20 protein-coding genes are annotated in these 23,827 nt (G+C 65.4%); 14 read left to right on the forward strand and 6 right to left on the reverse strand.

Features of this window, described 5'->3' with window-relative positions:
- The first annotated feature begins 35 nt into the window (after positions 1–35).
- Positions 36–1,673 carry an IS1182 family transposase gene (locus QXZ94_RS04990; protein WP_315719493.1) on the forward strand — a complete coding sequence of 546 codons (1,638 nt, stop codon included), beginning with the start codon at positions 36–38 and terminating at the stop codon, positions 1,671–1,673.
- A 653-nt stretch (positions 1,674–2,326) separates the two neighbouring features.
- Entirely contained in the window at positions 2,327–4,843 is a 2,517-nt protein-coding gene (locus QXZ94_RS04995; RefSeq protein WP_315719494.1) for a putative bifunctional diguanylate cyclase/phosphodiesterase, read from the forward strand.
- Between the two features lie 289 nt (positions 4,844–5,132).
- Here the strand turns inward: QXZ94_RS04995 and QXZ94_RS05000 are convergent, their stop codons facing one another.
- On the reverse strand, positions 5,133–5,696 hold the full coding sequence (locus tag QXZ94_RS05000; protein ID WP_315719495.1) for a nitroreductase: 564 nt from the start codon (positions 5,694–5,696) through the stop codon (positions 5,133–5,135).
- Positions 5,697–5,980: 284 nt separating this feature from the next.
- Here QXZ94_RS05000 and QXZ94_RS05005 point away from each other — a divergent pair, with 284 nt between their 5' ends.
- The gene (locus QXZ94_RS05005; RefSeq protein ID WP_315719496.1) at positions 5,981–6,883 is read left to right on the forward strand and encodes a hypothetical protein; all 903 of its coding nucleotides are present in this window, start codon (positions 5,981–5,983) and stop codon (positions 6,881–6,883) included.
- 130 nt (positions 6,884–7,013) lie between these two features.
- On the opposite strand, the gene thrS is transcribed toward QXZ94_RS05005, so the two are convergent.
- Positions 7,014–9,080, reverse strand: a complete 2,067-nt coding sequence (gene thrS, locus QXZ94_RS05010) for a threonine--tRNA ligase (RefSeq protein WP_315719497.1) — start codon at positions 9,078–9,080, stop codon at positions 7,014–7,016.
- A 256-nt stretch (positions 9,081–9,336) separates the two neighbouring features.
- Between thrS and QXZ94_RS05015 the strand changes: the two genes are divergently transcribed.
- The 3 genes from QXZ94_RS05015 (at position 9,337) to QXZ94_RS05025 (ending at position 12,510) form a co-directional block, all read left to right on the forward strand.
- A complete protein-coding gene (locus QXZ94_RS05015) occupies positions 9,337–10,704 on the forward strand; it encodes a hypothetical protein (protein ID WP_315719498.1) in 1,368 nt (455 codons plus the stop codon).
- An 81-nt stretch (positions 10,705–10,785) separates the two neighbouring features.
- Positions 10,786–11,976, forward strand: coding sequence for an MFS transporter (locus QXZ94_RS05020; RefSeq protein WP_315719499.1), 1,191 nt, complete (start codon positions 10,786–10,788; stop codon positions 11,974–11,976).
- 171 nt (positions 11,977–12,147) lie between these two features.
- A complete protein-coding gene (locus QXZ94_RS05025) occupies positions 12,148–12,510 on the forward strand; it encodes a hypothetical protein (protein WP_315719500.1) in 363 nt (120 codons plus the stop codon).
- Between the two features lie 13 nt (positions 12,511–12,523).
- Here QXZ94_RS05025 and QXZ94_RS05030 read toward each other — a convergent pair whose 3' ends face one another.
- Complete coding sequence (locus tag QXZ94_RS05030) at positions 12,524–13,804, reverse strand: alpha/beta hydrolase (RefSeq protein ID WP_409998729.1); 1,281 nt, start codon at positions 13,802–13,804, stop codon at positions 12,524–12,526.
- Between the two features lie 324 nt (positions 13,805–14,128).
- On the opposite strand from QXZ94_RS05030, the gene QXZ94_RS05035 reads away from it, so the two are divergent.
- On the forward strand, positions 14,129–15,505 hold the full coding sequence (locus tag QXZ94_RS05035) for an APC family permease (protein ID WP_315726108.1): 1,377 nt from the start codon (positions 14,129–14,131) through the stop codon (positions 15,503–15,505).
- Positions 15,506–15,515: 10 nt separating this feature from the next.
- Positions 15,516–16,757: a hypothetical protein gene (locus QXZ94_RS05040; RefSeq protein ID WP_409998730.1), complete on the forward strand. Its 1,242-nt coding sequence runs from the start codon at positions 15,516–15,518 to the stop codon at positions 16,755–16,757.
- A gap of 43 nt (positions 16,758–16,800) precedes the next feature.
- Here QXZ94_RS05040 and QXZ94_RS05045 read toward each other — a convergent pair whose 3' ends face one another.
- Positions 16,801–17,025, reverse strand: coding sequence for a hypothetical protein (locus QXZ94_RS05045; protein ID WP_315719502.1), 225 nt, complete (start codon positions 17,023–17,025; stop codon positions 16,801–16,803).
- A 160-nt stretch (positions 17,026–17,185) separates the two neighbouring features.
- On the reverse strand, positions 17,186–17,539 hold the full coding sequence (gene yidD / locus QXZ94_RS05050) for a membrane protein insertion efficiency factor YidD (RefSeq protein ID WP_409998579.1): 354 nt from the start codon (positions 17,537–17,539) through the stop codon (positions 17,186–17,188).
- A 262-nt stretch (positions 17,540–17,801) separates the two neighbouring features.
- Here yidD and QXZ94_RS05055 point away from each other — a divergent pair, with 262 nt between their 5' ends.
- Both QXZ94_RS05055 and QXZ94_RS05060 read left to right on the forward strand, forming a co-directional pair.
- Complete coding sequence (locus QXZ94_RS05055) at positions 17,802–18,698, forward strand: hypothetical protein (RefSeq protein WP_315719504.1); 897 nt, start codon at positions 17,802–17,804, stop codon at positions 18,696–18,698.
- 60 nt (positions 18,699–18,758) lie between these two features.
- A complete protein-coding gene (locus QXZ94_RS05060; protein ID WP_315719505.1) occupies positions 18,759–19,274 on the forward strand; it encodes a hypothetical protein in 516 nt (171 codons plus the stop codon).
- Between the two features lie 28 nt (positions 19,275–19,302).
- On the opposite strand, the gene QXZ94_RS05065 is transcribed toward QXZ94_RS05060, so the two are convergent.
- Entirely contained in the window at positions 19,303–19,776 is a 474-nt protein-coding gene (locus tag QXZ94_RS05065) for an iron-sulfur cluster assembly scaffold protein (protein WP_315719506.1), read from the reverse strand.
- Positions 19,777–20,007: 231 nt separating this feature from the next.
- Between QXZ94_RS05065 and folE the strand changes: the two genes are divergently transcribed.
- The 4 genes from folE (at position 20,008) to QXZ94_RS05085 (ending at position 23,816) form a co-directional block, all read left to right on the forward strand.
- Entirely contained in the window at positions 20,008–20,715 is a 708-nt protein-coding gene (gene folE / locus QXZ94_RS05070; RefSeq protein WP_172180345.1) for a GTP cyclohydrolase I FolE, read from the forward strand.
- 27 nt (positions 20,716–20,742) lie between these two features.
- Positions 20,743–21,165, forward strand: a complete 423-nt coding sequence (gene hisI / locus QXZ94_RS05075) for a phosphoribosyl-AMP cyclohydrolase (RefSeq protein ID WP_172107926.1) — start codon at positions 20,743–20,745, stop codon at positions 21,163–21,165.
- A 150-nt stretch (positions 21,166–21,315) separates the two neighbouring features.
- Positions 21,316–22,362: a transglycosylase SLT domain-containing protein gene (locus tag QXZ94_RS05080; RefSeq protein ID WP_315719507.1), complete on the forward strand. Its 1,047-nt coding sequence runs from the start codon at positions 21,316–21,318 to the stop codon at positions 22,360–22,362.
- Positions 22,363–22,640: 278 nt separating this feature from the next.
- Positions 22,641–23,816: a DUF2336 domain-containing protein gene (locus QXZ94_RS05085; RefSeq protein ID WP_172180341.1), complete on the forward strand. Its 1,176-nt coding sequence runs from the start codon at positions 22,641–22,643 to the stop codon at positions 23,814–23,816.
- The last annotated feature ends 11 nt before the right edge of the window (positions 23,817–23,827 follow it).

Genomic DNA, 23,827 nt, shown 5'->3' on the forward strand with positions numbered 1-23,827 from the left:
TCGTCGAGGCTGGGCAAGAATCTCGGGCGTTTTGCGTGGCGGGATGTACGATTCGGCCTATGACGAATCGCCCGTTCAAGAGCGGTGAGAGCCGCGAGCAAGCCAGCCTGTTTCCACCGCGGATCGAGGATTACGTATCTGCGGACAATCCGGTTCGTGCGATCGATAGCTATGTCGACGCGCTCGACCTTGCCAAGCTCGGGTTTCGGCACGCCAACCAGCGTGCGGCGGGAGCGGGGCAACCGCCCTACGATCCGTCCGACCTGCTGAAGCTGTACCTGTATGGCTACATCAACCAGATCCGGTCATCGCGACGGCTGGAGCGTGAAGCCTGCCGCAATCTGGAGCTGATCTGGCTGCTGAAGTCTCTCAAGCCGGGCTACCGGACGATCGCCAATTTCCGCAAGGAGAACTGGGCGGCCCTGAAGGCCGCGAACCGCAGTTTCGTGCTGCTGCTTCGCGAGCTCGATCTGATCGGCGGGACGCTGGTCGCGGTCGACGGCGCGCTGTTCCACGGCAATGCCAGCAAGGACAGCATCTTCACGCGCGGGAAGCTCGCCAAGCAGATCGCCAAGCTCGATGAGGAGATCGAGGCGTACGGCAAGTCCCTCGACACCAACGATGCAGCGGAAGCCAAGCGGCCTGACGACGGCAAGGATGGCCATGGCGGCGGCGATGTCGGGGACAGGATCAAGGAACTGATGGCGCGGCGTGAGCGCGCCCAGTCCGATCTGGAGAACCTGGACAAGAACGACAAGGGACAGGTGTCGAAGACCGACCCCGATGCGCGGCTGCTGAGCAAGGGCGATCAGACGATTGCAGGCTACAACGTCCAGAGCGTCGTCGACGACAAGAACAAGCTGATCGTCGCCAGCGAGGTCGTCAATCGCAGCGATGTCCGACACCTGCATATGATGGCGATAGCGGCCAAGGAGAACCTCGAGGTCTCTTCGCTGCAGATATTGGCCGATGTCGGCTATTACAACAGCGAGGATATCAAGGCTTGCGAGGATGATGCCATCACCGCCTATGTCCCGCTGCATCACGGCAACGGCAAGAAGCACACCCGCTTCACCCGAAGTGACTTCAGCTACGATTCCTCGACCGATACCTACCGATGTCCCGCAGGCCAGGCGCTGCATCCCACGAAGAAGCTCTGGAAGAATACGAGCGGCAGAATGGAACGCCGTTACCTGGGCTCAGTGCCGACCTGCAGCGTCTGCCCCCTCAAGACGTCTTGCCTCTCCGCGAAGGCCAAAAGCCGCAACGTCTCTCGGTGGGAGCACGAAGAGGTGCTGGATCGTCACCGCCAGAGGATGGCAAGCGAACAGGCCCGCAAACTGATGCGCCGCCGCTCAGCTCTCGTCGAACATCCGTTCGGCACACTCAAGTGCCGCGCCGGCTATCAGCATTTCCTCGTCCGCAGCTTCGACAAGGTTCGCGGGGAATGGAGCCTCATGGCGCTCTCCTACAACTTTAGCCGCGTCCTCAACATTCTCGGCTTGAACGACTTCCTCGCCCGCATCACCGCGTGGGCTATTGCAGCTCAACACGCCACCTCTGCCGAGGCCAACGGCGCATGGGAGGCGATTCCGCTTCCCTTGATCCGAAACTGGACGATGATACGGCTATGGCTCGAAGTCGCACCGCGCCGAGCCCTCCTAGCCTCTTAATTTGGATTCTTGCCCAGCCTCGTCGGGCAAATCAGAACGATCTTTCCGCGCATCCCGTCCCGGGATGAGGGGCGTATCGCGGTCGTCACGGCACGCGGGGCGGGGAGCGGTGGGCGTGGTGGATTGCAGCGCGGGGTTGCTCGCGCCGACGAACAATTCGCTGCGCACGGTCAAGTCGCGCGGTCCTGATATCCCGACGCTGATATCAACTCACGTTGAGGCTTTGCCTTGCGTTGAGGATGGTGGCCAGAAAGCCCGGCGCACCAGGGAGAACGCGAAGCAGCCGTTAAAGCCATCGCGCAGGGAGGGCCGGATTTCCGGCTGAACCTGTGGTACCTGCCGCCTGCATTTTTTTGAGCAGGCGGGCCACGGGCCTCAGTCGAGGTCCGGCCTTCCCTGCGCCCTCACGCTGATCGAGGGTCTCGCAAGGTGCATCACCCGGGCGGATCTCCGCCGCGGGATCGCCTCTTCGCATCCCATCATCGCGGCTGATCGTATGGGCGCAGGATGTCACGCGCCGGCGACCGCAAGATGCGAGGCGACTGTCATAGTCTCTAATGCGCAATAACCATGGAACGACTTTGAACTGTCATATTCGCTGCCTGCCGCTGCACGGCCAATCTGGATTTACAGCCCATTAAAGACAGATCTGCATGGAGTACCGCTACAAGCAGCTGGCGATTGAGTACGATGCGATGAGTGCCGCGAAGAAGAAGACGTCCGGGGCGGTCAGCAATGATCTGTTCGAGGACATTCCGGTGCTCAAGCGCAAATGGCACGCGGCATTGAAGCCCGGCCAGAGCCTGCCTCAGTATGAAGACGTGATGCTGGGAAGCCTCGGCCGCCTTGCCGACCATGTCGCGCTGTTGCGCGAGGAGGACGACCGTCTCGAAATCACCCGCAGCGGCCGCTATGTCCAGCAATGGCTTCAGAATGACGGCTGGGATATTCCGGTCGAATCCGTCTCGCCGGACTGCGCGACGGTGCTGACGGAAGCGGCGATCTGCGCGGTGACGAATTGCAAGCCGCATCTGTCGACCGCGTACTGCGTGCGCGACGGCATGGTGCGCACCTACGACGTGCTGGCGCTCCCGACCAGCTCGCGCTGGGGCAGGACGCTGGTCGGCACCTACATTAACGAGCGCGCCGGGCAGTACAATCTGCTCGATTCGATTTTCTCCACCACCGAGGACGGCGTCGTCTCGCTCGCCACCATCCGCGACAGTGCCGGCGTGCCCTGCGACTTCCAGGTCGTCCATCACAATCAGTCCGCGGCGAGCCTCCTCAAGCTCTCGGCGGCCGAGCTGCAATGGCGGCGGCTGAGGCAGGGCGGGACGATGCTCGGCACGGCCGACGTGCTGGCGCGATTGTTCGCCATCGTCGCGCACAGCGGCCGCGATCAGTTCGAGCTCGATTGCGACGATCGCAATCTGCGCCTCGGCGTGCATGCGTTCGGCGACATCGTGTCTCTCACTGTCTCCGACGTCACCGCGCTAAAGCGCCGCGAGGCGTCGTTCCGCCTGTTGTTCGATGCCAATCCGCTGCCGATGGGCATCTTCGACACGGAGACGGGGCGCATCATGAAGGTCAACGCCGCCGCCGCCGAGCACTATGGCTACGACCGCGACCGGCTGCTCGGCATGACGATCTGGGATCTCTGGCCCGAAAGCGACATGGCCGATCTGGACGAGGCGATGGCGCGGCTGACGGCGCGGGACGATTTCCATCGCGAATGGCGGCACTACACGGCGGACCGCTCGCTGATCGACGTGCTGGCCTATGGCCGGCGGATCTCCTACGAGGGACGCGACGGCTTCCTCGTCGCCATCGTCGACATCACCGAACGCCGCAAGGTCGAGGCCCGGATCGCGCACATGGCTCACCATGACGGCCTGACCAACCTGCCCAATCGCGAATTGTATCAGGAGCGGCTCAGGCAGGTGCTGCAGCCCAGCGCGTCCGGCAACAGATCGATTGCCGTGCTCTGCGTCGATCTCGACCTGTTCAAGAACGTCAACGACTCGCTCGGCCATCCCATGGGGGACCGGTTGTTGCAGGCGGTGGCCGACCGGCTCAGGGAGCGGGTGCGGGGCGGCGACATGGCGGCGCGGCTCGGGGGCGACGAATTCGCCGTCATCCTCGCCGACACGCCGTTGCCCAACGAGGCCAGCGATTTCGCGGCCAAGCTGATCCAGGCGCTGAGTGCGCCCTACGAGATCGACGGCCATGAGCTCGTGATCGGCGCTTCGATCGGAATCGCGCTTTCGCCGTCCGACGGCTCGACCAGCGAAGAGCTGATGAAGAATGCCGACATGGCGCTCTACCGCGCCAAGGAGGAGGGCGGCGGCGTGCACCGCTTCTTCGAGAAGGAGATGGATCTCCGGGCGCAGAGGCGCCGCGACATGGAGCATGACCTTCGTCACGCCTTCGCGCAGGGTGATTTCGAGCTGCACTATCAGCCGCTGGTCGAGGTCGCGACCGGCACCATTTCCGGTTTCGAATGCCTGCTGCGCTGGCGCCATCCGGAGAAGGGCATGATCTCGCCGGCAGAGTTCATTCCCGTCGCAGAGGACATCGGCCTGATCGTGCCGCTGGGGGAATGGGTGCTGCGCGAGGCCTGTCATGAGGCCGGGCGATGGCCCGATGGCATCAAGGTCGCGGTGAATCTCTCGGCCGTCCAGTTCCGCAGCCGCAACCTGGTGCAGGTCGTGGTCCAGGCGCTGGCGCAATCGTCGCTGCCGCCGGAGCGGCTGGAGCTGGAGATCACCGAGTCGATCCTGCTCGCCGAGACCGAGGCGAATCTGGCGACGCTGCATCAGCTGCGCGGGCTCGGCATCCGCATCTCGATGGATGATTTCGGCACCGGCTATTCCAGCCTCAGCTATCTCCGTAGCTTCCCGTTCGACAAGATCAAGATCGACCGCTCCTTCGTGAAGGACCTCGCGCAGCGCTCCGACTGCCTCGCCATCGTCCGCGCCATTTCCGGCCTCGGCAAGAGCCTCAACATCACCACCACGGCCGAGGGCGTCGAGACCACGGACCAGCTCGACTGGCTGCGCGCCGAAGGCTGCAACCAGGTCCAGGGCTTCCTGTTCAGCGCCGCGCGGCCGGCGTCGGAGATCGCGGGCCTGCTGGCCCGGTTCGGCGCCAGAGCGTCGAAGGCGGCGTGATGAGGAGACATGATGAGGAGACTTGGCGAATAGGGGGCAATTGGAGGGCATGGAGAATGCAAGGGCCTGCCTCGCTCTTTCCACCCGTCATTCCGGGGCATCGCGAAGCGATGAGCCCGGAATCCATAACCACGACGGGTCATGAGGTGCGAGCTGCCCATGGCCTCTGTCTTCGCCACATCACCGCTTTGGAATATGGATTCCGGGCTCTCGCTTCGCGATGCCCCGGAATGACGGGTAGAGGGAGCGGGGCCTGCTCCCTGCTATTTGCTGCTCTCTATTCGTCCGATCAGAACCGCGTCACGATATCCGCCAGCGCCGGGCGCGGGCGGTCCTCGCTCGGCTTGGTCGGCCTGCCGATATGAATGAGCCCCGCGAGCTTCTCCTCCGGCTTCAGCCCGAGCCCGTCCATCACCTCGCGATCGAACATGAACCAGCCGGACAGCCAGCAGCCGCCATAGCCGAGCGCGGTCGCCGCGGTCAGGACGTTCATCGCGCTGGCGCCGGCGGAGAGCTCCTGCTCATAGGCCGGCACCTTGGGATGCGCCCGGGTGAAGCTGACGAGGCCGATCACCAGCGGTGCCTCCATGAAGCGGTTCTTCTCCACCTCGAGCTCGGCCGCGGTCGCCTGCGGGTTCTTCTTGGCGAAGACGGCTGCGATGACCTCGCCGGCGCGAAGGCGGCCGTCGCCCTCGAACACGATGAAGCGCCAGGGCGCGAGCTTGCCGTGATCGGGCACGCGGGCGCCGATGGTCAGGATGGTGTCGAGCTCGGCAGGGGTAGGGCCGGGACCGCTCATCTCGCGCGGCTTGACGGAACGGCGGGTCTTCAGGAGTTCAATCGCGTCGGGCACGTCGTGAAATCTCGTTCGTTGCACGTAGGAGAGATAGCATGGGCCTCCGCCTGCAACGAGGCTGCGGCACGGCGTTTTGATCGGTTCTACCGCCGCCGATCCTACAGCCTTTGCGGGTTTCGACGAAGATTTCGCGTGGGACGAGGCGAGCGGGGCACTTTCGATGCGGCTATCTGTCCAATGCACGATAATTGCAGCGAATTGTCGAACCTTGGGCGGGCCGGTAAAAACATAGTGCCAGAGATCCGCGGGGAGTTGTCTGACGTGCAAGATCTGACGCGCCGATGACCGCACTGATACCTTCACCCGATGCCGTCGCGCAGCTGCGCGGGATGCCCGGATTCGCGCGGGCGATGCGGGCCTCGACGGCTTCGGCGATCAGGCTGTATCGGGGCGATCGCATCCTCAATGCGCTGCTGAGCGACCGGGCGCGGGCCCTGTTTCCGCATGTCGCGCTGTATCTGCATTTCGCCGAGCAGCGCGACGGCCAGCTCGGTCTCACCGTCGGCGCCATGAAGGAGATGTGCGCCAGGCTCGACCTGTGCAGCGGCGGTCGCTGCGAGGCCATGCTGGCCTTGATGCGCGCGACCGGGCTGGTGGCGTCGGCTCCCAATCTGGACCGCCGGCGGCGGCCGCTGGTCCCGACCGACCGGCTGATCGCACTGCATCGCGAGCGCTGGGGTGTGCAGTTCGACGCCATGAGCGCGGTGCTGCCGGCCGCCGTGGCCTATCGGGCATCGTTGAACGATCCGGCTTTCGTGAAGACCTTCGTGCTCGAGCTTGGCCGTCGCTTCATCGCCGGCCTCCGCATCCTCGACGGCGCGCCGGAGCTCGAGCCGTTTGCCGAACGCACCGCCGGCATGGTGATCCTGTTCAGCCTGGCGCAAGGTGCCGGGCCGGACCAGCCATTCCCGCCAGACGCCCCCGTGCCGTTCTCCATCAACGGTCTGGCCACCCGTTTTTCGGTGTCGCGCAAGCACGTGCTGACGTTGCTGCGAGATGCCGAGGAGAAGGGCCTGCTGATCCGCGGCACCGACGCCATCACCATTCTGCCGCTGGGGCGCGAGGCGATCGAGCGGATGCTCGCGACGATGTTTCTCTACATGGCCGAATGCGCCGACGTGGCGCTGCAGGCGGCGAGAAGGGAAGGGAGCACGGTTGGTACGGTGGCCAGCCTGTCAGCCTAGCCGCATCGCCCGGATGAACTCACGTCCGAGCCCGTCAGGGCTGGGCCGGGACCGACATCCGGGCTCCTTCTCGCGGTTGTGGCGAACCCGCATGTCGCTACGCTCATGCGGGCTACCGGGCGGTCCCAGCTCAGGCGGCTTCCCGCTGCCTGCGTCGCACGTCCGGCGGAGTCGCCTCGTCGACCAGGGCCGCGATCGCATCCGCGGTCGGCATCACCGTCTGGCCGTCGCGGCCGAGCCTTCGGACGGAGACCGAATGCGTCTCGGCCTCCTTCTTGCCGACGACGAGCAAAGCCGGGATCTTCTGCAGCGAGTGCTCGCGGACCTTGTAGTTGATCTTCTCGTTGCGAAGATCGATCTCGCACCGCAAGCCCGCGCGGCGCAGCGCCGCCAGCACCTGCTTGGCGTATTCATCGCCTTCCGAGGTGATGGTGGTGACGACGACCTGCGTCGGCGCCAGCCACAGCGGGAAGCTGCCGGCATAGTGCTCGATCAGGATGCCGATGAAGCGCTCCATCGAGCCGCAGATCGCGCGATGCACCATGACCGGCGCCTTCTTGGCGCCGTCGGCGTCGATGTAGAACGCCCCGAACCGTTCCGGCAGGTTGAAGTCGACCTGCGTGGTGCCGCATTGCCAGTCGCGGCCGATGGCGTCGCGCAGGACGTATTCGAACTTCGGCCCGTAGAACGCGCCTTCGCCCGGATTGATCTCGGTGCGGATGTGGTTGTTCTGCGCCTTAATCTCGTTCAGCACGGTCGCCATCACGCGCTCGGCGTGATCCCACATCTCGTCGGTGCCGACGCGCTTCTCAGGTCGGGTCGACAGCTTCACGGTCAGCTCGCCCTCGAAGCCGAAGTCGGAGTAGGTCGACAGGATCAGGTCGTTGATCTTCAGGCACTCGTCGGCCAGCTGGTCCTCGGTGCAGAACACATGGGCATCGTCCTGGGTGAAGCCGCGCACGCGCATCAGGCCGTGCATGGCGCCGGAGGCCTCATAGCGGTGCACGACGCCGAACTCGGCGAGCCGCAGCGGCAGGTCGCGGTAGCTCTTCAGGCCATGCTTGAAGATCTGCACGTGGCCGGGACAGTTCATCGGCTTCAGCGCGAACCAGCGCTTGTCCTCGGCCTCGTCGCCGGCGGACTGCGCCGCGAACATGTTCTCGCGGTACCAGTTCCAGTGGCCCGAGGTCTCCCACAGCGACTTGTCGAGGATCTGCGGCGCATTCACCTCGTCATAGTCGCCGGCGAGACGCCGGCGCATATAGGCGATCAGCGCCTGGAAGATGCTCCAGCCCTTGGGGTGCCAGAACACGACGCCCGGACCTTCCTCCTGGAAATGGAACAAATCGAGCTCGCGGCCGAGCTTGCGGTGGTCGCGCTTCTCGGCCTCCTCGATCTGCTTGAGGTAGGCGTCGAGCTGCTCCTGCCTGGCGAAGGCGGTGCCGTAGATGCGGGTCAGCATCGGATTGTTGCTGTCGCCGCGCCAATACGCGCCCGCCACCTTCATCAGCTTGAAGGCGTTTCCAATTTTGCCCGTCGAGGTCATGTGCGGGCCGCGGCACAGGTCGAACCAGTCGCCCTGATAGTAGATCTTGATCGGCTCGCTGCCCGGAATGGCGTCGACCAGCTCGACCTTGAACGCCTCGCCCTTGTCGCGGAACACCTGCTTGGTCTTCTCGCGGTCCCACACCTCCTTGGTGAACGGTTTGTCGCGGCCGATGATCTCGCGCATCTTCTTCTCGATCGCGGCGAAGTCTTCGGGGGTGAACGGCTCGTTGCGGAAGAAGTCGTAATAGAAGCCGTTCTCGATCACCGGGCCGATCGTGACCTGGGTGCCGGGCCACAGCGACTGCACGGCTTCGGCGAGCACGTGCGCGCAATCGTGCCGGATCAATTCCAGTGCGCGCGGGTCGTCGCGGTCGACGAGCTCGAGCTTCGCGTCATCATTGATGGAATCGTTGAGGTCGACGACGTCGCCGTTCAGCGCCATCGCGACCGTGCGCTTGGCGAGCGAGGGCGAGATGCCCTTGGCGATGTCGAAGCCGGTGGTGCCCTTGGGATATTCGCGCTTGGCGCCGTCGGGGAAGCTGATGGTGATCTTCTCGACCGGGGCGGCGGGCTTCAGATTGCTGAGGCTGTACTGGAAGCCGGCCTTGGACTGGTCGGATTTCGAGTCGGGGGATTTCGAGTCAGGCATTGTCTCTCTCCTGTAGCTCACTCCTGCGAACGAGCGCAGGTAAGCGGGAGCAAGGGGTATAGCAGGGGATTTCCAGGCTGCAACCGGGCAACAGGCAGGAAAAACCGGCGGATCGGTGCCGGCGCGGACGCGGCGGAGATTGCCGCGGCGTGCCGGTATGATACAACTTCAAGTGTTCGGGGCGTGGGGACGCGTGGCGATGTTGTCTGCAGGGGAGGCGCCGCTCTCCGTTTTTGTCGGGCGCTGCGGCATTCGGATGGCAGCCGTCCTGCTCGCGCTGGGGCTGACCATCGCGCCGTCGCCGGCCGCGGTGGCGCCGAAGGGCAAGCCGGCCGTGTTGCCCAAAGCTGCGCTCCAGCAGAAGCCAAATCTGCCACAGAGGGCTGCAGTGCAGGCCAGGCCCGCCGCTCCGCTCACGGGAACAGAGCTCAAGCCGGCCAAGCGTCCCGTCAAATCGCCGCGGCTGGCGGACAATTCGGCCCCGATCGCCTTCGCCCTCGTCAAGGGTGCGCCCGATTCCTGCGGTCCGGGCTGCGACAGCTGGATCGCGGCCGAAGGCAAGATCGATGGCGGCGCGGCCACGCGCCTGCGCAAATTCATCAAGCAGATCGGCGACCGCAAGCTGCCGATCTACTTCAATTCGCCGGGCGGCAATCTCGAGCAGGCGCTCGCGATGGGCAACCTTCTGCGCGAGAAGAAGGCCGTGGTTCGCGTCGGGCGCACCACCTTGAGCGAATGCGGCTTCGAGCCTCAGGAGGGAGAGGCCTGCACCAGGCTCAAGCAGGCCGGCCGCGAGCTGCACGGCGAGGTCTGGACCCGCGGCGCGATCTGCAACTCGGCGTGTCCCTACATCATCCTCGGCGCGCCCAACCGCGAGCTTGCCCCGGACGTCACGCTGGCGGTGCATTCTCCACGCGTCATCCTCAACTTCACCGGTGGGGTGCCGACCCGCGAGGTACGGGCGCAGGCAATGCAGCGGGCGATGGAGCGCTCCGACAAGATGGTGCTCGACTACATCACCCGGCTCGGCGCCGATCCAACTCTGCTCACGGTGGCGCGGTCGGTGCCGTTCGAGGGCATGCGCATCCTGACGCGCGAAGAAATCGCGCGCTTCGCGCTCGATCGCCGCGAACGCGTCGAGAGTCCCTGGATGTTCGAGGCCGCCAGTCGCGGCATCGCCTACAAGACCATCCTGAACCGCAAGGACGGTGAAGCTTCGTTCCGCACCACGCGCCTGCAACTGGTATGCTTCGACCAGGATCGCTTCGAGCTCGATGTCGAGCGCAAGGCTGGGACCGGTGCGACGCTGGCGATGGTGAGCGGCGATCTCAGGCTCAACTTCCTCTCGCCGCCGCGCCGCGCCGGTGATCTCGAACGATGGGGTCTCTTTCTCAACGGCAGCCAGATGAAAGCATTGGCGTCGGCGCCCGGAGCGGGTCTGAGCGATGCGCCGCCGAATACGGTGGGTCCCGGCGTGTCGACGTTTCCGGTCGGGAGCGAGGGCCTGCAGAATGCGCTGAAGAAGCTGATGGAGAGCTGTCCACCATCGAAGGCCGTCGTCTATCCGTCCGGGCTTCCGGTTCCATGGACTCAGTCCTCCTCGCCGCAGGCGTCGGCGCGCTGAGCCTTCACGAGGAACAGAATCTCATCCGCGACATGAGAGATTTTCATGCAGATGCATGAAAATCTCTGCTAATCATCGGGCATGACATCCGCTCCCTCGACATCCGGCCAGACCCCGCCGCCCCTGGCTCCGACCGCACTGATGCTCGGCAACATCATCACCGGCTGCTCGGTGCTGGCGCCTGCCGGGATGCTGCCCGAGCTCGCTGCCAGCCTAGGCGTCGGCGTTCACACCGCAGGTCTGCTGATCACTTTCGGCGCGGTGGTGCTGTGCATCGGCTCGCCCCTGACGGCCTGGCTGACCAGCCGCTTCGACCGCCGCCACCTGCTTGCGGCGACCCTGCTGGTGCTCACGCTCGGCAATCTCGCCTCCGCCTTCGCGCCGGATTATGGGAGCCTGCTCGCGATTCGGCTGGTGATGCTCGCGGTCGGGGCCCTGTACACGCCGCAGGCCGCCGGCACCGCTGCCTTGATCAGCCCCGTGGACAAGCGCGGCAGCACCATCGCCTATGTGTTCCTCGGCTGGTCGCTGGCCGCCGCCGTCGGCCTGCCCCTGATCACCTTCATCGGCAGCCATTCGGGCTGGCGGGCGGCCTATCTTGCGGTCGGTGCCGCCGGGGTGGTCAGCTTCGTGCTGCTGACCTGGCGGCTGCCGTCGGGCCTGAAGGGGGCGCCGGTTGAGCTGAAGACCTGGATCGCGCTCGGCCGCAACCGGGTGGTGGTGCTGCTGCTGATGGTCACGATGTTGCAGATGTCGGGGCAGTTCGTGATCTTCACCTTCATGGGCCCGCTCCTGAACAAGCTGACCGGCGCGGACGCCAACGCGGTGGGACTGGTGTTTGCGATCTACGGCGCCTGCGGCTTCCTCGGCGTCGTGATCGCCACCCGCATCGTCGACGGCTGGGGCGCTTATCGCACCTCGCTGCTGTTCACCTGCCTGCTGCTCGCAGGGATCGCGGTCTGGACGGTCGGCGCAGGCGTCTACCCGGTGATGGCCGTCGCGGTGGCAATCTGGGGGTTGGGGTTTGCGTCCACCAACTCGATGCAGCAGGTCCGCCTGGTTGCTGCCGCTCCGCCGCTCGCGTCGGCCTCGGTCTCGCTCAACACCTCCGTGCTCTACGTCGGCCAGGCCGTCGGTTCCGCGGTTGGTGGCAGCCTGTTCGCGCGCGATGCTCTGGGCGCCACGGGCTACGTGGCCATCGGGTTCGTGATGCTGGCGCTGCTGACCATTCTGGTGAGCCGGCCGCGGGCGCCGGTCGCCGCGCTGGCGTGAGGTCCACCGCAAACCGCGGCTTGACGCTTGGCAAAACCGGTCCGACCGGATTAAAGCCGCTGGGGTGGGTGGCTGTCGGGCGAAAGATCCATCGCGGCGCGCGGTCTAGGCCGCGCGCGGTCCCGAGAGGTTGATCTTTCTCGCCCGCGGTTTGGATGAAAGAGACATGGCATGAAAAAAACGATGTTGAGCGTTGCCGCAGTGCTGTTTTGCACCTCTGCGCTGGCCCAGAGCGGCGCGCCGATGGTCGGAGACCGCCCGCTGGTGCAGGTCAAGCCGAAGGGGATGAAGACCGCAGCCGCCGCGCCGGCCAAGCCGCAGTCGATGGCCGTCAAGCTCCAGGCGTGCCTGGAGATCGACGACGGAACCAAGGAGCGGCTGAACTGCTACGACGCGGTCATCCCGCCCGCGGCCAAGCCCAAGGCGACGAAGGCCAAAGCGGTGGCCGACTGCAAGTTCACCAAGGAGGAGGACGAGCGGCTCGCCTGCTTCAACGGCTTCGTCGAGAACATGCCGAAGCTGCCGAAGAGCTGAGAACCCATTGGTCTCAGCGGCTCGATGAGCCGCCAAGCGCGCTCGGGGCACCGGCAGCAATCCGGATCGGCGGCTGGGCGGCGGCCATCTTCGTGAGGACGTCCCTGATAGGGTGGCGCGTCCAGGCTTGTGTGACGTAGTCCCGGTGAGTGATGCCCTCGTCGGTCTCGACGAAGACGACGCTGCCGGGGCGGAGCGGCCGGTCCATGTCGTCCGTGATCTCGATGCCGCGGCTCCGCAGCATCGTCATCAGCTCTCGATCGTGGCGCGCAGTGTAGCGCGTGTAGGAGCTGACGAAGAAGCCGGAGCGGTTGCGCTCGATCCAGCCGGCGAACTTGTCGAGTTGACCATAGACCGCATCGAGCAGCACCACGCCGCGCACGCGCTCGCTGATGCCGCCGACCTCGAGGCTCCACGCTGCGGGAAGAAAGCCACCGCTGTAGCCGACGATGACGATCGGCATGCTCGCGAACGTCCTCGCGCTTGCGGGATCGCCGGTCAGGCGGGCCAGATTCGTCGCCGCCTCATCCATGAAGCGCTTGAAGCCGCCCGGCTGCCAGAACTTGCCCGCGCTCGAATCGGCGGCATCGACCGCCATCTGCGGCGCGAGCAGCACGGCATTGACGCCGGAGGCGGTGATCTGCTGCGGCACCATCTGCCGGTCGCGCACGTCGCGCTCCAGCGTGGCGCCGTTGCCATGGAAGAACACCACGATCACGCCGGGCTTGCGGGCATCGAAGGCTTCCGGAACGTGCACCAGCACGCGGTTGTCATTGTAGGTCTGGTCCTGCCAGTAGACGCGGCCCGAGAAGCTGCGGTGGCCGCGGCGCTCGCCATCGGATACGTTGAGGAACGGCGCGTCCGACGCGGGATTGTCGCCGAAATACGGAAAGGCCGACGACTTCATGCTGACGAGCGTCGTGAGATCCTCGCGCGTCCGGCGTGCCGGCCCTTGCGGCTCCAGCGATGCGAGCCGAGGGGGCGGCGGCTTGGGCGCGAAGTCCGCAGGCGTGCGCAACGGCAGGCTCTCGCCGACGCTCGGAAAACGATCACGGAACTCCGGTGCAGGGAAACGCTCCTCGAAGGTCAGCCCCTGTGCCGGCGCCGCATTGGCGGCCAGTGCTGCCGGATCCGGTGTCTGGCCGCACTGAGCCAACGCCAACGAGAGCGTGGCCGCAGCCAGAGCATGGGCCGCGCGTCCAGATCCACGGGGCGGCCTCAGCGCGGGCCGATGCGGCCGCGGCCAACGGCGCAGCCCACGACAGCTCGACAATCTCAGACCGATCCCGATCATATGTCCCCAAGACGAGCAGGACCGCAGCGAAAGGTCCCACTTCACAAATCGGCTCGTTTCAAACTGCGCCACCGACGTTGAGGTCGCGTTAAGGATGGCGCCTGGCGAATTCCGGTGCAGCAGCGGACACAGCACGCGATCGTGTCGCGATTGTGAGACCCAGCATCGCCCGACGCAACGCTGCGGAGGCTAGATCGCATGAAAAAGGTCTCATATTACCATCTTTCCAAGGCCTTATTTAGCGCGCGTTAACTATGATTGAATGGTTCGGCCGGAACATGAGCCTGTGACGAAGGGAAGGGGTGGCGCGTGCCCCTCAACGGTATGGCTGCATCCGAGGCAGGCGACACGACCTGGGCGGGCGGGTCACGCAGTGCCGTGATCCCGTCCGTGTCGCTGCCGGTCGCGATCACCATCGTGATCGCCGACATGATCGGCGTCGGCGTGTTCACCAGCCTCGGCTTTCAGGTCAAGGACATTCCCTCCGGCTTCGCAATCCTGCTCCTGTGGGCGGTCGGCGGTCTCGTCTCGGTGTGCGGGGCGCTGTCCTATGCCGAGCTCGGCGCGATGTTCCCGCGTTCGAGCGGCGAGTACAATTTCCTCAACCGCGCGTTTCACCCGGCGATCGGCTTCATGGCCGGTTGGGTCTCCGCAACTGTCGGCTTCGCGGCGCCGGTGGCGCTCGCGGCAATGGCGTTCGGCGAATATGGCCGTGCGGTGCTGCCGGACGTTCCGCCGATGCTGCTTGCGGTCGGCGCGGTGTGGCTCGTGACCGTCGTGCAACTCGGTGGCATCCGGCAATCCAGCCGCTTCCAACTGCTGTCGACCGTGCTGAAGCTCAGCCTGATCGTCGCCTTCCTGGTTGCCGGCTGGGCCATCTCGGCGCCGCAACCGGTCAGGTTCCTGCCGGCCGTGTCCGACCTCGGCTATGTCACCAGCGCGGCCTTCGCGACCAGCCTCGTATTCGTGATGTACGCCTTCTCGGGCTGGAACGCGGCGACCTACATCATCGGTGAACTGCATGCGCCGGAGCGAACCCTACCGCGGGCGCTGCTGTTCGGGACGCTGATCGTGCTCGTGCTCTACATTGCCCTGAATGCGGTGTTCCTGCGGGCGGCGCCGACGAGCGAGCTGGCCGGTCAGCTGCAGGTCGCGAGCATTGCCGGCACGCACATCTTCGGCGAAACCGGCGGGCGCTTCGTCGCCGCGATGATCTGCGTCGGTCTGGTGCCTTCGATCGCCGCGATGATGTGGATCGGCCCGCGCGTGCTGATGACAATGGGGGAGGACATCCCGGCGCTCGCGGTGTTCGCCCGCCGCTCGCGCAATGGCGCCCCAGCCTATGCCGTGCTGTTTCAACTCACCGTGGCGACCTTGATGCTGTTCACGGAGAGCTTCGAGGCGGTGCTCGACGTCGTCCAGTTCTCGTTGCTGTCGTGCTCGTTCCTGACCGTGCTCGGCCTGTTCAGGCTGCGTCTCACCCAGCCGGACATCGAGCGGCCGTATCGCGCGTGGGGCTATCCGGTGACGCCCTTGATCTTCCTCAGCGTGACCGGGTTCATGATGTACTATCTGGTCGCTGCGCGGCCGTGGCAGGCCGCGGTCGGCGCCGTGGCGATGCTGTCCGGATTGCTGATCTATTGGTTCGCTCACGCGCGGTCGCGCCGGACCGCTGCAACAGCCATGTCGGGTTCGGAGTGAAATGCTGTTGGTGTCGAGACTTCTGCTGTCGAAAGTGTGGCTCGCCGTTGCCTGTCTCATCGTCGTGACGAGTTGCGAGGTCCGCGGACAGACCATTACGCCGGATGACACGGCGCGCGTGCTGGCGGGGATGACGCCGCAGCCCGGCTCGCCGCTGGCAGCGCTGACGCAGGATCCCGGCTGGCGGCGCCACGCGGCGTTCTTCGACAATGCCTTCAGTCAGCTCGAGCAGCGGCAATTGTCGAAGATCCGGACCTGGACAGACACCAATGTCGCGGCGCCGCGGCCCACGATGTTCTATTTTTTCTCGGGGCCCGACTTCCTCTATGCCGACGCGTTCGCCCCGAAAGCCACCACCTATGTGATGGCTGCGCTCGAGCCGACCGGACCGATCCCCGATCTTGGCCGGTTGCCGCGCGGCAGCATCGGGCCCGCGCTGGCCTATGTCGAACGTTCCCTGCAGTCGATCCTCAGCTTCTCGTTCTTCATCACCAAGAACATGAAGGTGGATCTGCGCGAGGGCGAGATCGAGGGAACGCTGCCGATCCTCTATGTCTTTCTGGCGCGCACCGGCAAGACCATCCACAGCGCGAGCCTGATCTGGTTGGATGACAATGGCGTGGTGCATGCGGCGAACGAGCCGCCGGCGCGCAACGCGACCAGGGGCGCCCGCATCGTGTTTGCCGGCGCCGACGGCGTCGAGAAGACGCTCTATTACTTTTCGACGGATCTGTCCGATTCCGGCGTGAAGGCCGGCGGCTTCCTCAGGTTCTGCGAACCGCTGGCTCCCGGCAACAGCCTGCTCAAGAGCGCATCCTATCTGCTGCACGAGAGCAGCTTCTCCCAGGTTCGCAGTTGGCTCTTGAAGAACAGCGCCACCATCGTGCAGGACGATTCCGGCATTCCGCTGGCGAGCTATGATGCGAGAGCGTGGCGCTTCTTTCCGTTCGGGCGATATGCCGGGCCGATCGACAAGTTTCCGGGCATGTACCAGATGAGCTACGCCAGATTGTTCGAGCGGGCACAGCCGCTGGAGTTCGGCATCGGCTATCGCTGGCGCACGCGGGAGTCGAACGTCCTGCTCTCGATGCGATCGCCCTCTGCCGATGCAACGATTTCAGCCGAAGCCACAGGACCCGGCGAGACCGCTCCGCCGCCCCGCGCGCGGCGCGCGCCGCGGGTGCCGGAGCCCATTCCGGTCTATCCGCCACCTCCGCGCCGCGACGAGTTCTTCCTGCTGCCGCGCTGGTAGGGACGTCGATCGTCCCGGTGAGAGAGCCGCGCTTGCGGCCGCGTTACCAATGCACGCTTTGGCTCGGCACGATGTAGGAGGTCGTCGTCGGGGGCAGGGTGGTGCTGTCGGCAAGATAGCGCCAAGCGCCGATGATTGCGATCAGCAGGGCGAGGATGCAGAGCAGATCGATCTGTCTGGCGTCGTGGCTGATGTGACGGTCGCCGCCCTGATCGGGGCCGATGCCTGTGCGGGATCGGCGCGATCTCGGGTTGATCGTCCAGCGCATGGTTGTTCCTCCCGAAACGGAAGTTTCAACATCAATGCAAGGTCCGCAGCACCGTTCCTTCGAACGACCCGCTCCACATGAGACTAATCCTAGCTCGAAACTCTTCCAGTCCGATTTGCTTCAAATCAAATGATGCATACGCTCGCTACGTTGCGCTGCATCAGCCCGGTCCGTTGACGCCGCGCCAGCGCGCGTAACGCCACGGCAGATACCAACGCGCCTGCGCAGGTATCTCGGCTGGGACGTTGTCGATGCCGGACGTGCCGAATGGCTGGCAGCGCAGCAGCCGCGCAAGCGTCATCCATCCGCCTGCCCAGAGTCCGTAGCGCGAGATGGCTTCATCGGCATAGACCGAGCAGGTCGGCAGATGCCGGCAATTATAGCCGACGAGGGGCGACAGCGTGTGGCGATACAGCCAGATCAGCGCGCGGGCAGCGCGTCGCGGCATAAGCGACAGCGACCCTGACGGGATGTGCGCAGAATGGCAGTTCTGATCGGAGCATGAGTGCTTCATGGGCGCAGTGCCGGACTGATGTGCGCCTTGTGATCGGTTCCTCGGCAGGAACAGCGATCTCGCGCGCTCGTGTGATGATGTGATGCAACAATGGCCGGTTTTCAGCGGCGCTGCGGTGCGGCACACCTGGACGCTCGGGGATTGCCCGGATACGTTTCCAGGCAAGGATGTGACAGACTCATAACGGATTTGAGGCTGATTTGTCAGGTCTTGCCGCGACGACGACGAGGGACTGCGTACCGAGCTTGACGGGGGGAACGGAGTGCAGGTGAAATTGCTGCGGTCGCGTGGATTGCGCTGGATGCTTCTCGGTGTTGGAGCGCTGGCTGTGGTGCTCGGGGGCACTGTCTCCATCATGTCCAATTCGGCGCGCGCCGGTGGCGCGCTCGAAGAGCGCAAGCTTCCGATGCGGTTCAGCTGGGTCGCCTGCGAGCCGAACTGCGGCTGGGTCAGCGCGGTCGGAATTGTCACCGGCGACAGTCCGAAGGATTTCGAGGAGTTCGCACGGGATCGCGACCTGGCCGGCGCGACCCTGGTCCTCGACTCCAGCGGCGGCTCGGTCAATGACGCGATCACCTTGGGCCGCCGGTTCCGCGCCCTGAAGATGCGCACCACCGTCGGCATGACGCAGCGCCCGAGCCGGGCGACCGAACGACCGAGGATCGTGCCCGAGGCCTATTGCGAGTCGATGTGCGTGTTCCTGCTGCTCGCGGGCACCACGCGCTATGTGCCCGACACGGCGCATGTCCGCGTTCACCAGATCTGGATGGGCGACCGCGCCGACGACGCCAAGGCGGCGAGCTACTCGGCGCAGGACCTGATGATCGTCGAGCGCGACATCGGCCGCCTTGCCAAATACACCTTCGACATGGGCGGCGCCGGCGACCTCCTGCTGCTCGCCCTCAACGTACCGCCGTGGGAGGACCTGCACGAGCTGTCCCGCGCCGAGCTTCGCACCACCAACGTCATGACCACCGAGCTGCTCGCCGACGTGCTGCCGCCGAAGGGCGCGATGCCCTTGGCCGAACTGGCGTCGAAGCGGACGGAGCCGGGCCAGGCCAAGCAGCAGGACCGCTTCTCGGTGTCCTACGAAAAGCCGCTGTCGCGCACCGCTGAAGCGCTTCCGCCGGCCACCGTTGCAGCGACGCCGCAGCAGTAGGCGGTGTCGTCGGGCAGATGCGTCGAGCGCAAGCGACCTCCTCGGCGTGTGGCCTGTCCAGTGGACCTGAAGAACGCTCGGACGTTCGCTGCTTGCTTGCGGGCCAATCTCATTCCAGCCGTGAGCCGGAATCACGTGCCCGACATGCCTTTGCGGATGCTGTTCGCCATGGTGGCCGTCAGCGCCACGACGTTGCAATCGGTCGTAGCCCTTGGGGCGTGTCATACGATTCTGCGCGGAGAATTGGTTCCGGACTCCCGGCCGCAAGATCCGCGCGTCCGAGTTGTCCCGCAAAAGCTTCTGTTCTTCTCGCTCGACGAAATCAGGAGGGACAGTGGCCACCCGGTCGCGACGGCGTTTCAGTCGTTCGCGATCCCGAACGACAGGACGAGCTTTCCTATCCCGTTCGAGCTGGCGGTGCATTCGTCGCGGGACTGCCCGCGAGAGCTGAGCTTGTACGTCTCCGGTTCCAATCGCGAAGGTTTTCACTACGAGTATCCATTGCGGGGCTGGGCGGAAATCAGCCCGGACAAACCGGAATTCCTCAAAGTGATCGTGTATCGGCTGACCTTCTGAGCGCCGGCAGCGCGAGGCTGGGCCGGCCTCAGCTCTGGGCTATGGCGGCCGCCGCGCCCTGCGTCTTGGCCCCCGTCCTGGCCTCGATCTGGCCGATGGCATCGACCACGGCGTCGAAGGTCAGCAGCGTGGAGGCATGGCGAGCCTTGTAGTCGCGGACCGGCTCGAGCAGGGCGACATCGGCCCATTTGCCGTCCGGAGGGGCGCCGTTTTCTTTCAGCATGCGGCGGACGGTGTCGCGCAATTCGCGCAGTTCGGCAGCAGTCGAGCCGACCACGTGGCGGGCCATGATCGAGGAGGAGGCCTGGCCCAACGCGCAGGCCTTCACGTCGTGGGCGAAATCGGTGACGACGGGGCCGTCCATCTTCAGATCGACCTTGACCGTGGAGCCGCACAGCTTGGAATGGGCCGTGGCAGTCGCATCCGGGTGCTCCAGCCGTCCGAGGCGCGGAATGTTGCCTGCGAGCTCGATGATGCGCTTGTTGTAGATGTCGTTCAGCATGTGGCTTCCGTTCCGGAATTCCCGGCGGGTCGGCCTTGGCGGCCGGGTTTCATCGCCCTATATTGCGACTATATGGAAACGATTGGCAGGAATTCCAGCCACATCCACAGGCGTGCGGTGCCAGAGACCTCAGGTCTGCTCGCGCTCCGTCTGGGGGAAACACCTGAGTTCGGGTGACGCTCTGCCGGTGACACTCCGGTCGGGACCGCCGACCGGTCGAACGGAGACGAGATGGACGCTTTGATCAAGACGCTGCGTGGCACCAAGCCGGACGGCAAGCCGTCCGATCCGAAGCTGGCTGGGGAGCGCCCCGCCGAGCTCGATCCAGCCGAATTCCTCGCTGCCGCCGTACGGCCCGACCGGCCGCGCCCGTCGCGGGCCGAGGCCGAAGCCGCGGTCTATACGTTGCTCAACTACATCGGGGAGGATCCGACCCGCGAGGGCCTGATCGATACGCCCCGCCGCGTCGTCGAGGCCTATGACGAGCTGTTCCAGGGTTACCACCAGTGCCCCGCCGAGGTGCTGGACCGCACCTTCGGCGAGACCGCCGGCTACGACGATTTCGTGCTGATTCGCGACATCGAGTTCACGTCGCAATGCGAGCATCACATGATGCCCTTCTACGGTCGCGCGCATATCGCCTATACGCCGGTCGAGCGTGTCGTCGGACTGTCCAAGCTGGCCCGCCTGACCGACATCTTCGCCCGCCGGCTGCAGACCCAGGAGCATCTCACCGCCCAGATCGCGGCTGCGATCGACGAGGTGTTGAAGCCGCGCGGTGTTGCCGTGATGATCGAGGCCGAGCACACCTGCATGTCCGTGCGCGGCGTCGCCAAGCACGGCGCCGTCACCTTCACCAGCCGCTTCACCGGCATGTTCCGGGACAATCCGGCGGAGCAGGGGCGCTTCCTGTCGATGGTGCGATCGCCGCAACGGTAAGCCCAGCAGCATCTTAGCGAGAGTTTCGTGTCCTCATCCTCAGTCGAGCGCGAGGAAGGCCTGGCCTTCCTGCCGAAATTCGACGCGGCCGGGCTGGTCACCTGCGTGACCACCGATGCCGCCAGTGGCGACGTGCTGATGGTCGCCCACATGAACGACGAAGCGCTACGGAAGACCGTCGCAACCGGCGAGGCCTGGTATTTCAGCCGTTCGCGCAATGCCTTGTGGCGCAAGGGTGAGAGTTCGGGTCAGACCCAGCGCGTGGTCGAGATGCGCACCGATTGCGACCAGGACGCGGTCTGGCTGCGCGTCGAGCAGCGAGGAGCGGCCTGTCACACCGGCCGCCGCTCCTGCTTCTATCGCAAGGTGGAGCAAGGCGAGGGCGGTGCCCGGCTGGTGTTCGTCGAGGCCGACCGGCTGTTCGATCCGGCTGCGGTCTATCGCAAGTAGGTCAGAGACCTGCCTCCGGGAATATCCGGGTCGTTCATTGGCCCTGCTCCGGGCGCCGAATTAACTCGCCATTAACCATACCCGCCGCACTTTGCCGGAGATTTCCGGCGCGTTCGTCTGCCAGCGAATCTGCAAACAGCGGGTCTTCACATGTCGGTCGACGCTTCCAACTCCTCACCTGCGGGGCTTCTCGACAACGTCCGGGCGAAGGTCGCCGGGGTCATCAAGCAGGCGGCCGATACCGTCGGCACCAGCTTCGAATATCTGTTGTCGACGGCAAAGATGGAGTCGGACTTCAACCCGACCGCTGGCGCATCAACGTCTTCGGCCCGGGGGCTCTACCAGTTCATCGACCAGACCTGGCTCGGCACGGTGAAGCAGGCCGGCGCCGATCTCGGCTATGGCCAATATGCCGACGCCATCACCCGGACATCGTCCGGCGACTACACCGTCGCTGACCCCGCGATGCGGCAGGCGATCATGAAGCTGCGCGATGATCCCAAGGCGTCCTCCGCGATGGCTGCGGCGCTGACGCAGTCCAACAGCTTCCAACTCACCGGCATGATCGGCCGGCGGCCGAGCGACGCCGAGCTCTATATGGCGCATTTCATGGGGGCGGGCGGCGCGGCCAAGCTGATCACCAGCGCCCAGGATACGCCGAATGCTTCGGCCGCCCGGCTGTTTCCGAGCGCGGCCGCCGCCAACCGCCCGATATTCTACGATCGCGACGGCCAGGCCCGCAGCGTCTCCCAGGTCTATTCGGTCCTGAGCACGCGCTATTCCGGCGCAGCCAATTCTTCGACCACGCGCGGGGCGCTCGCGCTCTATGGCGGGGCAACGACCAATGTCGCTGCCAACGCCGCCGGCGGAAGTGCGTTGCCGACGACGGACACCGCGACCTTTCTCTCGATGTTCCCGGACGCGCGCGGCTCGACCCAAGCGGCAGCCGTGACCGCCACGGCATCGACCGCCAGCCGCCCGGCCGATCCGATGTTCCGCTCGCTGTTCCAGGTCGACGGCCAGTCGGAGTCCACCGTGTCGCCGACGGTGCGCGAATTGTGGGGGCGCTCCTCGGTGGCAAGCGCCGGGTCTGCCGACGTCAGCAGCAACAATGCCGGCAGCAACAACAATGGCAGCGGCACTGGTCAGCGCAGGCTCGACCTGTTCAGCGACCCCCACGGCACCTTCTCGGGCTGACGCCCCAGCGGAGCCAGGTCCGAGTCATTGATCCAAAAGATCTATTTCGAGCGTTCGGCCGCGGCTCTTGCGGCCGGACGTCGCCATGTTTTGTCCGTTGGACTACGGCGAATTGGATAGGGTAGAGGTATCATAGTATGTTTTTCATTTCCGACCTTAACAAAACATCAACAAAACCAGCGACTTATGGTGAACGCTTTGTTAAGCGTCGTGGTTTATTTTCGGTGCTGTTGAGGCCCTCGTGGCCTTGTTTGCAAGTTGCGTAAGCCGGAAAGACCATGATCGTTCGGCAGTTTCTCAGTTGGGTCAGAACCGCGCCCGCCGGTGAGCGGGCAGAGGCCACCAGGGCTCTCGCGCGGGCGTGGTTGTTGTCGGATCTCTGCGATGAGGATCGCGGCGCCGCCGAGGGCGCGCTCCTCATGCTGCTGGATGATCCGTCGCCGCTGGTGCGGCAGGCCATGGCGGAGGTGTTTGCCCGCTCGGAGGAGGCGCCCGCCGCCATCGTCCAGGCGCTGGCCACCGACCAGCCATCCGTCGCAGCCATCATCCTCGAACATTCGCCGCTGCTGATCGATGCCGACCTCGTCGACATCGTCGCGACCGGCAACTCCGAGACGCAATGCGCCATTGCCCGCCGCATCGGCCTGCCGGCGCCGGTCTGCGCCGCGATCGCCGAGGTCGGCAGCGCGGCGGCTGCGCTCGAGCTGATCGAGAATGCCTATGCCGAGCTTGCGCCATTCTCCTGGGATCGCATCGTCGAGCGGCACGGCCATCTCGCCGCGATCCGCGAAGCCATGCTGGTGCTGGACGATCTGCCGGCAGCGACGCGGGCGGCGCTGGTTGACAAGCTCTCCGAGACGCTGGCGCAGTTCGTGGTCGCCCGGAACTGGCTCAGCGCCGACCGGGCAGGGCGCATCACCAGCGAGGCGCGCGACCGCTCGACCATCAACATCGCATCGCGCTCGCGCGGCGAGGAGTTGCGCGGGCTCGTCGCGCATCTGCGCGCGACCTCGCAACTGACTGCCGGTCTGATCCTGCGGGCGCTGCTCTCGGGCAATGTCGAATTGTTCGAGATCGCGCTGTCGGAGCTTGCCGACATGCCGCGGGCGCGGGTGTCCGCGCTGCTCAACGATCGCGGTCGCGCCAGCCTGCAGGGATTGCTGCGCAAGGCCGGCATTCCCGACACCACGTTCGATGCATTTGCCGTCGCGCTCGAGGTCTGCCGCGAGAACGGTTTTGCCGACACGCTCAGCGGCGCGGCCATCCTGCGCCGCAAGATGGTGGAGCGCGTGCTCACCCATTGCGCGACCGACCGCGATGCTGCCGCACCGTTGCTGATCCTGCTCCGAAGGTTCGCTACCGAGTCGGCCCGCGACGAGGCCCGCGAATTCTGCGACGAGGTGATGGCCGAGGATTTCGTGGCGGGGCTGGAGTTCGGGCTGATCGCAGCGTGACGCGCGATCCG

It is taken from the genome of Bradyrhizobium sp. SZCCHNS2022 (assembly GCF_032377575.1).
GTDB classification, from domain to species: domain Bacteria; phylum Pseudomonadota; class Alphaproteobacteria; order Rhizobiales; family Xanthobacteraceae; genus Bradyrhizobium; species Bradyrhizobium aeschynomenes.